The organism is Plantactinospora sonchi (assembly GCF_036422035.1).
GTDB lineage: Bacteria > Actinomycetota > Actinomycetes > Mycobacteriales > Micromonosporaceae > Plantactinospora > Plantactinospora sonchi.
Window position 1 is genome coordinate 45,449 of the sequence record NZ_JAZGQK010000027.1, and the last position, 11,265, is coordinate 56,713.

Annotated in this window: 10 protein-coding genes and 1 tRNA gene; 6 read left to right on the forward strand and 5 right to left on the reverse strand. The window is 68.8% G+C overall.

Translation table 11 applies throughout. The features are described from left to right. The first annotated feature begins 1 nt into the window (after window position 1). The 4 genes from V1633_RS28060 (at window position 2) to V1633_RS28075 (ending at window position 5,390) form a co-directional block, all read left to right on the forward strand. Entirely contained in the window at window positions 2–973 is a 972-nt protein-coding gene (locus V1633_RS28060; RefSeq protein ID WP_407952119.1) for a carbohydrate ABC transporter permease, read from the forward strand. Further along, a complete protein-coding gene (locus V1633_RS28065; protein WP_331217278.1) occupies window positions 970–1,839 on the forward strand; it encodes a carbohydrate ABC transporter permease in 870 nt (289 codons plus the stop codon). The genes V1633_RS28060 and V1633_RS28065 overlap by 4 nt, the downstream gene beginning before the upstream one ends. Then, window positions 1,836–2,963 (forward strand): hypothetical protein, encoded by a 1,128-nt coding sequence (locus V1633_RS28070; protein ID WP_331217279.1) that lies wholly within the window; start codon window positions 1,836–1,838, stop codon window positions 2,961–2,963. Before V1633_RS28065 ends, V1633_RS28070 begins: the two co-directional genes overlap by 4 nt. 276 nt (window positions 2,964–3,239) lie before the next feature. After that, window positions 3,240–5,390 carry an NEW3 domain-containing protein gene (locus tag V1633_RS28075; protein WP_331217280.1) on the forward strand — a complete coding sequence of 717 codons (2,151 nt, stop codon included), beginning with the start codon at window positions 3,240–3,242 and terminating at the stop codon, window positions 5,388–5,390. 279 nt (window positions 5,391–5,669) lie between these two features. Here the strand turns inward: V1633_RS28075 and V1633_RS28080 are convergent, their stop codons facing one another. The 3 genes from V1633_RS28080 to V1633_RS28090 are packed head-to-tail and all read right to left on the reverse strand — an operon-like array spanning window position 5,670 to window position 7,580. Then, window positions 5,670–6,143 (reverse strand): HAD domain-containing protein, encoded by a 474-nt coding sequence (locus V1633_RS28080; RefSeq protein WP_331217281.1) that lies wholly within the window; start codon window positions 6,141–6,143, stop codon window positions 5,670–5,672. Continuing rightward, complete coding sequence (locus tag V1633_RS28085) at window positions 6,140–6,472, reverse strand: hypothetical protein (protein WP_331217282.1); 333 nt, start codon at window positions 6,470–6,472, stop codon at window positions 6,140–6,142. The genes V1633_RS28080 and V1633_RS28085 overlap by 4 nt, the downstream gene beginning before the upstream one ends. Before the next feature lie 37 nt (window positions 6,473–6,509). Further along, a complete protein-coding gene (locus tag V1633_RS28090; RefSeq protein ID WP_331217283.1) occupies window positions 6,510–7,580 on the reverse strand; it encodes a hypothetical protein in 1,071 nt (356 codons plus the stop codon). A 111-nt stretch (window positions 7,581–7,691) separates the two neighbouring features. On the opposite strand from V1633_RS28090, the gene V1633_RS28095 reads away from it, so the two are divergent. Continuing rightward, window positions 7,692–8,063 carry a hypothetical protein gene (locus V1633_RS28095; RefSeq protein ID WP_331217284.1) on the forward strand — a complete coding sequence of 124 codons (372 nt, stop codon included), beginning with the start codon at window positions 7,692–7,694 and terminating at the stop codon, window positions 8,061–8,063. 410 nt (window positions 8,064–8,473) lie between these two features. Here V1633_RS28095 and V1633_RS28100 read toward each other — a convergent pair whose 3' ends face one another. Together V1633_RS28100 and V1633_RS28105 are read right to left on the reverse strand one after the other, a co-directional pair. Next, complete coding sequence (locus V1633_RS28100; RefSeq protein ID WP_331217285.1) at window positions 8,474–9,295, reverse strand: phosphotransferase family protein; 822 nt, start codon at window positions 9,293–9,295, stop codon at window positions 8,474–8,476. Window positions 9,296–9,766: 471 nt separating this feature from the next. Further along, window positions 9,767–9,850 (reverse strand) — tRNA-Leu (locus tag V1633_RS28105). 857 nt (window positions 9,851–10,707) lie between these two features. On the opposite strand from V1633_RS28105, the gene V1633_RS28110 reads away from it, so the two are divergent. Beyond that, window positions 10,708–11,223 carry a flavin reductase family protein gene (locus tag V1633_RS28110; RefSeq protein WP_331217286.1) on the forward strand — a complete coding sequence of 172 codons (516 nt, stop codon included), beginning with the start codon at window positions 10,708–10,710 and terminating at the stop codon, window positions 11,221–11,223. Window positions 11,224–11,265 lie beyond the last annotated feature (42 nt).

Consider the following 11,265-nt stretch of genomic DNA (forward strand, 5'->3'; position numbering starts at 1 on the left):
GGTGACCGCTGTGACCACCACGCTCACCCCGGCCACGGCCCCGAAGGCTCCCGCACGGCCGACCCGGTACCGCCGCGTCCAGCAGGGCGTACGCGAGCGACTGGCGCCCTACGTGTACATCGCGCCGTTCTTCCTGCTCTTTTTCATCTTCGGGCTGTTCCCGCTGCTGTTCACGTTCTACGTCGCCCTGTTCGACTGGGACCCCATCGGCGAGCGCAGCTACGTCGGGCTGGAAAACTTCGCTGAACTTGTCCGCGACCCGCGGTTCTGGGGCGCGCTGCGCAACACGCTCAGCATCTGGGTGCTGTCGACGGTCCCGCAGTTGCTGCTCGCGCTCGGCATGGCGCACATACTCAATCACGTCCGGCTGCGGGCGGCCGGGTTCTTCCGGATGTCGGTGCTGGTCCCCTATGTCACCTCCGTGGCGGCGACGACCATCGTCTTCGCCCAGCTCTTCGACCGCGACTACGGCATGCTCAACTGGTTCCTCGGAATGCTGGGTTTCGAGCACATCGACTTCACGGCGTCGGTGTGGGGCAGCCACTTCATGATCGCCGTGATGGTCGCCTGGCGCTGGACCGGCTACAACACACTGCTCTACCTCGCCTCGCTCCAGGCGGTTCCCCGCGACCTGTACGAGGCTGCCGCCGTCGACGGCGCCAACAGCTGGAAGCAGTTCCGCCACATCACCATCCCGGCGCTGCGGCCGATCATCGTGTTCACCGTCATCACGTCGACGATCGGCGGGCTGCAGATCTTCACCGAGCCGTTGCTGGCCAACCCGGTGGGCGGACTCACGTGCGGAGCGGCGCGGCAGTGTCAGACCCTCACCCTCTTCCTCTACGAGCAGGCCTTCGGTCGGTTCCACTTCGGCTACGGTGCGGCCGTCGGCGTCGCGCTCTTCGTGATGGTCGTGATCGTTTCCGCGATCAACTACCTGCTGGTCACCCGCATCCGCTCGGAGCAACCATGAACACCCCACCCTCGACCACCGGGCGGGCGCCACGCCGCCGGCGCAGCGCCAACCGGATCCACCCGGCCGTCTATGCGGCGCTCGGCGCAATGGTGTTCCTCAGCGTGTTTCCGCTCTACTGGATGTTCGTGGTGGCCACGACGGACTCGGCCACCGCGTACAACCTTCCACCGCGGATCCTGCCCGGCGACAACTTCTTCTACCTGGCCGGGCTGGTCTTCGACATCGTGCCGTTCGTACAGGCGCTGCTCAACAGCATCGCAGTCGCCACCGCGATCGGTGTTGGTCAGGCGTTGCTCTGCGCGTTGGCCGGGTTCGCCTTCGCCAAGCTGGACTTTCCCGGCCGCAACACACTTTTCCTCATCGTCGTACTGACCATGACGGTACCGGCCCAGTTGTTCGTCATCCCGCAGTATCTGATCATGTCGCGGCTCAACTGGGTGGACACCCTACAGGCCGTGATCGTCCCCGGGCTGGTGACCGCCTTCGGTATCTTCTGGATGCGCCAGCACATCAGCAGCGTCATCAACGAGGAGTTGATGCACGCCGCCCGCGTGGACGGCGCGACGACCTGGCAGATCTTCTGGCGCATCGCCTTCCCGCTGGTCCGCCCGGCGGCGTTCGTCCTGGGACTGTTCGGGTTCGTCAACGCCTGGAACGACTTCCTGTGGCCGTTCATCGTGCTGAAGTCCCCGGAGCGGTACACCGTCCAGATCGCCATCAAGGCACTGCAGAACAACCGGGACATCGACCTGGGGCTGGCCATGTCCGGCTCGTTCCTGGCCACGCTGCCGCTGCTGGTGTTGTTCGTCTTCGTCGGCCGTCGCCTGGTGCAGGGGATCATGGAAGGTGCGTTCAAAGGTTGACCAGATCCAGGTCCGCCCTGCGGCCCCGCGTGGTGCTGCCGCCGTTCCTCCGCTCCGGCACCGCCGTGCCGGCCGGCGTCCGGCTCAGCACCGACCATCCCGACGTCGACGTCACCGCCGGCGTGATCACCAACCGGGCGGCGGCCGCAGTCGTCGCCCGCATCACGGTCGCGGCCGGGCCCGAGGCCACGGACACGTCCGACGACCCGGACACCTTCGACGACCCGGACACCTTCGACGTCACGGTGCTGCCGCCGGGCGCGCCGGTACTGCTGGCCGGCACGCGGCGTCCGGACCCCGACCCGATGGTCTACCCGCCGCGAATCGCGTTCAGCCTGCACCTGGCGCTGGCCACGCCGGACGGCGCGGTCACCCGGCTCAACGACGACCGCGGGGTCCTGTTCCCCCGCGCGGCCCCCACCGAGCACCTCGACATCCATCGCGTGCGTACCCTCACCGATCCATGGGTGTTCGCGGTCCCCGGTGGGTACGCCGTCGTCGCCTCGCCCGCCCTGCCGGACGGTTCGCCGGAGCCGTCGGCCGGCTCGGCCGTGCTGCTGTTCCAGTCGCCGGACCTCATCCGGTACGAAGAGGTCGGCCTCGTCCGGGTGGCTGCCGGCGGCGGTGTGCGACGCCCACGCGGGGTGTACGACCAGGCGCGCGCTGAGCTCGTGCTCTGGTGGACCGATGACGAGGGCCGGACGTGGTCCACCAGCTCGGCCGCTCCGCAAGGACCGTGGGCACCACCGTCCCCGGCGGCGCCCGTGGTGCCCATGCCACCGGTACCCGACGGGGCACCCGGTCACGTCCTGACCTGTGCGCTGCCGCTCGGCGAGGCCGATGCCATGCGGCTACGGCGCCGGTTCGGGCGCATCCGCAACGTCGCCGTCGAGGTCGCCCCGATCGAGGCCACGACCGGGGAGGCCGTCCGCGAGCTGCCGTGGGCGCGGCTGACCTACGACGACGGCTCCACGGCGCGGCGGGGGAGTTGCACGGCGCTGCGACGCATCCACTGGGCCGCCGACGGGCACCTGGTGCTCGACCAGCGACCCGACGAGGAGGTCGCGCCGCACCTGCGCCGGGTCCGCGCGGTCGTCCGTGTCGCCGCCGCGGGCGCCGGGTAGCCGGGCCGGGCCTGGCCTGTGCCGGCGTCGGCGGGTCGAACCCCGGCCCGGTGCCGCTGCCGCTGCCACCGGTCGCGGGCGCGATCCGGGAAAGCGAACCCACGAAGGAGATGAGATCCTGTGCGTCACTCCGCGCCAGCCCACCCGGCGGAAGCCCACCCCGCGGAACACGTCATCGTGGTCGCGCCACCCGGCGCCGGAAACGCGAGCGACCGCGGTCCAGCCACCCTCGGACGGCCGTTGGCCACCCTGCGGGAGGCGCAACGGCGGGCACGCGTGGCAGCCGCAGGAGGCGATCAGGACGTCGTCGTCCTACTACTCGCCGGCACGTACCGGTTGACCGAGCCGCTGCGGTTCGACGCCGCCGACTCGGGCCGCGACGCTCACACGGTCACCTGGCGGGCGTCGGGTGGGACGGCGGTTCTCAGCGGATCCCAGCCGGTCACCGGCTGGCAACTCGACGACGCCGAGAAGGGTATCTACCAGGCACACGTCGGTGCCGGCTTCGACACCCGCCAGCTGTACGTCGACGGAGTTCCGGCGCAGCGCGCCCGGCTCCGGCTCGACCGTACCGACATCACGCTCGACCCGACCGGCTTCACCCTCGACAACCCGGACCTGGCCTACCTGGCCACGTTGCCGGACCAGCAACGCATCGACTTCCAGGCGATCCAGTCGTTCACCAACCGGTTCGCACCGGTGCGGAGCATCTCCGCCATGACCGTCGTCATGCAACAGCCCGCCTGGGACAACAACACCTACGGGTACGACGCCCTCGGCGCCCCGTTCCGTGAACCGACCTACTTCCTGCTGAATTCACGGCACTTCCTGGACGAGCCCGGCGAGTGGTACCTCGACCCCACGACCGGGACGCTGTACTACAAGCCGCTGCCGGGGCAGGACATGCGGCATGCGCGGGTCGAGCTGCCGCGGCTGGAATCACTGCTCCAGGTGGGCGGCGGCTACGACGAACCGGCCCGGAGCCTGCGCTTCGAAGGGTTGACGTTCACGGGTACCACCTGGCTGCACCCCAGCTCACCCGACGGGTACGCGAGCCAGCAGACCGGGGCGTTCATCACCGGGGTCCAGCCCGACCGTCCTGCCGACGCGTTCACCTCCTGTGCGGCCGGCTGCCGCGGATTCGAAGGATCCCGCAACGGCTGGGCGCAGGCGCCCGCCGCGGTGCAGGTCTCGGCGGCCGAGGGCATCAGCTTCCGCGACAACACCTTCGTCAATCTCGGCTCCATCGGGCTCGGCATCGGCAACGACGCCAACGCCCACGCCACCGGGGTCGGGCTGGGCGCCCGGGACGTCTCCGTGGTCGGCAACATGTTCACCGCGAGCGCCGGCGGCGGCATCACGGTCGGCGGCATACGTCCCGACGCCCACCACCCGTCAGACCCCCGCATGGTCAACAGCGACATCCAGATCCGCGACAACCGGTTCTACGCGTCGATCCTGGAGTTCCTCGACCAGAACCCGATCTTCGCCAGCTACGTCACCCGGCTCACCATCGCGCACAACCACATCAGCGACGCGCCGTACACCGGCATCGGGATCGGCTACGGGTGGGGCGCGAACGATCCGGGCGGCAACCCGGAGTACCTCGACCGGGGCCTCTACGACTTCCAGCCCATCTATCAGACTCCGACGACGTTGAGCGACGTGCGCGTGGTCGGCAACCACGTCCGCAACGTCGTACAGACGATGTTCGACGCTGGCAGCATCTACACCCTGTCGGCGATGCCACGCAGCATCATCGAGGAGAACTTCTGCGAGGGCAGCGGCCAGCTCGGCCTCTACTTCGACGAGGGCTCCCGATACCTGACCGCCAGGCGGAACGTGTTCGTCGACACCGCTGAGCAGTGGGCGCACGCGAACATCCAGAACGGCAACGACACCGGCGACCTGACCCTGACCGACAACCACGTGACCAACCCGGCCATCACCGGCATCGTCGACGGCAGCCGTGGCAACGTCACCCGTGGAAACGTCACCATCAGCGCCGTGAACCCGCCGATCGAGGTCAGCCGTGTCATGTACCGGGCCGGCCCGACCGGCGCGTACCGCGGCCCTGCCGACCCGAACCGGCCGCCGGTCGGCGCCGTCCTGTCGGCCGAGCCGGCCAGCGTCGGCGCCGGCGCCACCACCACGGTCATCGCCACTGTCGAGAACGTCAGCGACGAGACCGTGTCCGGCCTGACCGCCGCGATCGCCGTGCCCGATGGCTGGCAAGCGGTGCCCACCGGACCGGCGCTGCGGCCGGATCTCGCCCCGGCTGCCGTGCAGACCGTCTCGTGGCAGGTCACCGCACCAGCGTCGTCGACGGCACCGGCGGCCGGGGCGGCCACGTTTCGCTTCCGGGCCGGCCAGACCCGGTACGAACTGACCAGAATGCTGTACGTGACTGCCATCGGCTCCGCGTAGGGGCCAGACCTGGTCGGCGGGCCAGACCTGATCGGCGGGCCAGGCTCATGCCGGGGTGCGCAGGAACTGGCCGGTTCTGCCCGGTCTCCCGCCGCAACCGGGCGATCTCGGCCTGCCCGGCGCTGGGCCGCCCGCCCGGCGCCCCAGCCGGCTACCCTGCAACTGTCCAACCGGGTCCGATGCTGTCGGCGTCGATCCCAATGGTCTAGCGGCTGATCGTCGCAGGTGTGCCGCTCTCGACACCGACGTGGTGGAGGCGGTTCGTGGAGCACCGCCTCCTCAGCCTTTGTTGTCCTTCAATAGCCACTCTGCGATGGCGGAATAGTCCGCCTCGGTGAGGCCACGGCGCGGGTCCACGCGGTGCAGGAGCGCGGGAGCACTGTGGTGTGCCGCCACCCAGGTCCGGTCGACGTCCGTGATCTCGTCGTCGACCCATACGAAAGAGCGTCCCGCGGCCCACTCGACGAGGTGGCGCGTCTTCCAGTGCAGCCGACCGTCGACGTCATCGTCGTCGGGCCAGTCGACGATGGGCAGCTCAGGCAGGCCGAGCCGTGCTGCGAGCACCTCGTTCGCCTCAGCCATCCAGCTCGTGGCCCAGACCAGGTCGCAAGGCAACGCGGACAGGCGGCGGCCGTGTTCGGGGTCGAGCCCGGCAAGCAGCGGATTGGCATCATCGCCAATCTGCCACGCGGCGCCGGCGAACGGCAGGAGCGTTCCGTCCACGTCGAGGAACAGCAGCGGACGATCGATCACCGTGCTGCGCCGATCCCGTGTTCGGCGAGGCGGCGTATGCCAGCCTCACCGACGTCCTCGTTCGACCAGATCTGGTGCGCGGCCCAGTCCAGCCACTCGTGCGGCGGTTCGTCGGCTTGGAAGTAGGCGATTCTTGCCGCCTCGTCCATGGCAGCGGACTCCCACCAGTGCCACCAGATCATCAGGTGCCACTCGCCGTAGCCCATGCGCCAGCCGATGCTGAACCGTTCGATCTCCGGATACGCCCGCCACGGCGACAGAACTCGCCCATGGGCACCAAGCTGCTCGCGTACCGCAGCGTCGAGGCGTTCCCGTGTCCGGTCATCCACCGTCGATTCTCCTCAGTTCAGCTTGATGACGAGTCGCTCAACGCGACACGTTCCAACTCCACGGAAGTTCCCCGCCGCATGCGGCGCAGGCGAAGTCATCGTCCTTGACGATATTGATCTGACCGCAGACCGGGCAGCGGCGGAACTCGAACGCCGCGGTGAACCCTCCGGGGCACTCCAGTCCCGCCTGCTCACAGGCGGCGGCTACAGCCGGCCATGAGGAGGGCTCGGGACAGTATCCAGTGGATTGGTTGCTCACCTCGGCGACCGTCCAGCGCCCATCCTGTCGGGTGAAGCTGATCTCCCCGGCGCTGAGCACCGGACGACCGCCCGCACACGCGACGTGCTCGCTGCGCCGGAGCGCGACGCGCAGATCGCCCGCTACATCGATGATGTACGTGTGCGGCTCGCGGCGCTCAGCCGGTGTCAGTGCGGCCATCCACGTGGCCAGATCGTCGAGTGACGTGATCCGGTGGCCGCTGTCGTCCGGCGTGACGGCGGCGAGCACGTCCGCCGGACCGACGTACCGATACCGGCGCTGGTGGATGGTGGCGGGTCGGCCGTCCCACCAGCGGGCCAGGTCTGTGTCGGGACTTTCCGGGCTGGTGAAGTGGAACTGCACACCCAGGCGCGCCGCCACGTTGCCGCCGATCCGCTGGGCCTCGACTGCCTCCGGCCAGGGCGGCACCTGTCCGTTGAACAATCGAAGATCGCCGCCGTGGCGGATGGACGCCAGCCGCACCTCGTCGAAGCGTTCGTGGTGCCGGCCGGCGCGGTCCACGATCGCAACCAGGTCGACCATCCAGCCCTGGGTGTCGCCGTCCCACACCGCCTCGACCGCCACGACCGAGTCGGTGATCGCCTTCGTCGCTGCGAGAACGTTCGAGACATCGAGTTCCTGCCGCGGCGCCGCCTCTAGCATGCCTCGGTCGATCAAACGGTGTCGGCGTCGCAGTACCGCTTCCTGAGCGTCATACAGACCGGGTGTGGGGTCGAGTCCGCATTCACCGCGCAGCACCACGATCGCCGGCAGTAGGCCGCGCTCGAGCAACGCCGCGTCGACCCGATCGCGGGCTTGCGGGGTCAACCGCTCCCAGATTTCGTCCACCGGTCCGTCCCATTCACACGTCGTCAAGCTGCCCAGTACAGTGCCCGACCTATGCCATGGCCACGAAATTCTGACCACTGTACCGACCGCGCACCAGCGGTTTTGGGCCAGATGCACGCGAGGCTGGGCGAGCACGACGCCGCGGTGGACACGGCGCGCCGTGCGCTGGCGCTGGCCCGGTCGACCCGGGACCAGCGGACCCAGGCGGAGTTGCTGCTCACGCTCGGGAACGCGCTGCTCAGGGTGGACTCTCTAGTTGAGGCGGAACGGTGCTTTGGTGAGGCGTACGCACTGTGCGAGCGGCTGAGCTATCCGATGCCACGGATCCGGGCCGGTCTCAAGCTGGCCTACGTCGAGGTCACCACCGGACGGGGCGTCGAGGCCGTGCGGCGGGCGCGGGCCATGCGCGACGAAGCGGTGGTGGCCGGCTTCACGACGCTGACCGAGGAGGCCGACCAGATTCTCGGCCCCGCTGTGCGCTGAATGAACAGCGGGTGGGCGTAGACCTCGCACGTCGACGTCGTCGGGCTCACCCGCATGGTCATTGAACCCTATCCAAGCCGATATCGCAGCTCAGGGCGGGCTGCGGCTCGCCAGCGGACCCCGGTGATGGCGAGTCAACACCGCCATCCGTGGTGGAGTCCACTGCCCAGGCCGGAGGCGTTCACTGCCTCGATGGCCACCATCGACGTCAACCTCTAGAGCACTTTGTTGGCCTGGGGCCGAGAACAGGCGTTTGCGGGCTACGCACTGGTGGTCATGGAGGTGGGCCACCCGACGGGTCCATCTCCTCGGGATCGCCGCGCACCCACTGGGCAGCGGGTAACCAGGCAGCGGGTCATGCAGCATCCTGAACTGCCGATAACGGGGCTCGCGATAACGGGCTCGGTAATTTACCGAGCCGTCGCCTTCCGGAGTTCGCTCAGCCACTCGATGCCGAGGCTGTGGCCGTCGGGGAACTGGTCGTCGCGATCCCAGCGCCACGTAGTGATCATCGCCAGCATGAGGGCCCGGCAATCTCGGAGCAGCTGGTGATCGACTCCCGGGTAGAGGTCTCCGACCTCGTCGGGTGCGTGGGCGAGGTCGAACTCGATCGGCCCCCGACAGCACGTCTCGAAGTCGATGAAGAGCAGGCCGATCGGGGTCGAGAGCAGGTTGCCCGGGTGAGGTTCGCCGTGCAGGAGTTGTTCGGGCCGGCCGCTATCGCTGACCGCTCGGCGCAGGCGCTCCAGGTTGTCGGCGAGAAAGATCCGGTCTGCGTCGGCCAGCTTCGGCGTCCGGTCGTGGTTCGCCAGGAGCGTTTGGGCCGCGGAAACGCGGTCCGTGAAGTGCGGGGTGGGCAGGTCGACCCGGCGCATTCCGGCGTGCAGACGTTCGAGCGCTCTGGCGTAGTCCGCGGGTGGGATCGCTTGAGTAGTCACTGGCTCGTAGTAGGTCCACAGAGTGACCACGTAGTCGTCCCAGACGAAGACCTCGGGCGCTTCCAGCGCGGCCACCGGGCTCCCGATCTCGAACAGTCGCTTAGCGGTATCCACTTCAAGCTGGGCGCACTGGTGCGCCGCCGGTGTCACCCGTGCCAGCACGTCACAGGGCTGCAGACGCAGAGTGAGCTTGTTCGAGTCGTGCAGGACGGCGGCATCGTAGGCGGTCAGGCCGAGCGATGAGGCGATCGACATGGCTGCCTGTGTTGCCCGCCGGGCCGCATTCGCCTGCACCGGAGCACCGTAACTCAGCGCTTCCGGCGCAGCAGCCGTATTTCGGTCTCCTCCGCGTCAGGAAACTGGAGCGGCGGCGACTGCACCCGGATCTGCTGTGGCGCGCGCGTCTCCGAGCTACGCAGGGTGACGACCGAGCAGATGCGTGGCGCACGGTCATGTCGAATTGAGTGCGTGTCGCGGCTTCTCTTGTCCCCCGCGCTCAACGCGCACACGGTGTCGGTCACTCGTGTGAAGTGGGCATCCGAGGCCGGCACGGGAAGCGGCCGTCGCGCCCGACGTCAGTGGCCCTGGGTCGGCAGCGGCGCCTCTGGGAGTCGACTGGGGAACTACCGGCGGCACGAGGGCGGTCATCGCGGCCACCCCGCCTCTGCGCGGCGATCACTAGCAGTGACGTCAGAGGATAGATACAGGTGTTCAAGTAGGCCTGAACACCTGTACGGCGTATTGCGTACCGATGCGAAAATTCTGTGTCCGAGGGGGGACTTGAACCCCCACGCCCTATACGGGCACTAGCACCTCAAGCTAGCGCGTCTGCCATTCCGCCACCCGGACTTGCTCCGCAACCCTACCTGACCGACCGAGTGATGATCTCACCGGTTCGGCACTTGCAGGGCCGCACGGGGCACTACTGTACACGGCTCCCAGAGAACACGCACGGCGGCCACCGCCGGGCGCACGGATGGCCCTCCGGAGCCAGATGAGGGCGGTACGTGACCCGGTTGCGGTGGTTCGGCGGGACCCTGGTCCGGGGGGCTTGCGACCCGCTTCGGCGCGGCACCGTACGGCGCGGTACGGCCCGGCGTGGCGCCTACGGTGGGCGGCCCTGCGCTCGTCGTGCCGTACCGACCGGTGGCCGCCGGAGGGGTGTTGCCGCCGCACACCGGACGTGGCCCCAACGAGGGTCGGGACGGCTGCCGGACAGGTGGCGGCCCGGCGGGAAACGTGTCCGGCGCAGATGTTAATAGTTGGTTGACTCGTCGTTCTCTTATTCCTACGGGGTTGTCCGGACATATCCCCGACGAATTCGGGTGACGGGCCAGAATTGCGGATGCGGTTCCCGGATTTTGGAACGATGTTGACCGTGCCTGATGCTGGCGCGGATTATTCATCACATGCAGCGGCAATACATCCTCCACCTCGTCAGCCGCCTGCACATCGATCTGGCTCGCCACGCCAGCGCAGGCTGTCCCCGCTGACCGCGCCGCCCGGCCTGCTGCCGGGTTGATCCCGCCGGCCGAGCCCCGCTGATCCGGTCATACGTCCTGCCACACGCCGACGTGTCGGTGGATTCATTTCCCGTGCCCCGCCCAGCGGCAGCGTCCCATTTTCTACGGGTCGTCCGCCGTGGGTGTCCGCTACCCATCTTCGCTTTCGACGGCGCTGGCCACGTGACGGACAGGAGAGATGTCATGACAATTTCCGAGTCGATCCAACTCGATTCAGCGCGGTTCCGGACGCTGCTGCGCCGACAGGCGGCCACGGTGACCGTGGTGACCGCGGCGGGGGAGCCGCCGGCCGGCTTCACCGCCACCTCGTTCACCTCGGTCTCCCTGCACCCTCCGCTGGTCTCGTTCTGCCTCGACCGCACCTCGTCGAGCTGGCCGACGGTGGCCACGACCGGACACGTCGGCGTACACCTGCTGGGCGAGGGGCAGCGCGAGGTGGCCCGGACGTTCGCGACCAGCGGCATCGACCGGTTTGCCGCCTACCGACGGTGGCGGCCCGGCCCGTACGACGTACCGCTGCTGGACGGGACGCTCGCCTGGCTGGTGTGTCGGGTGGTGGACCGGGTGCTGGCCGGCGACCACACGATCGTGCTGGCCGAGCCGCTGGTCGGCGCGCACGACGACGACGGCGTCGCGCCGCTGCTCTACCACATGGGCCGGTACGCGTCCCTGACCGACGGGTTGCCGGCCGCCAGCTGAGCGGTCAGCGTTCCGCCACCCAGCGTCTCCATTCCGTACCGG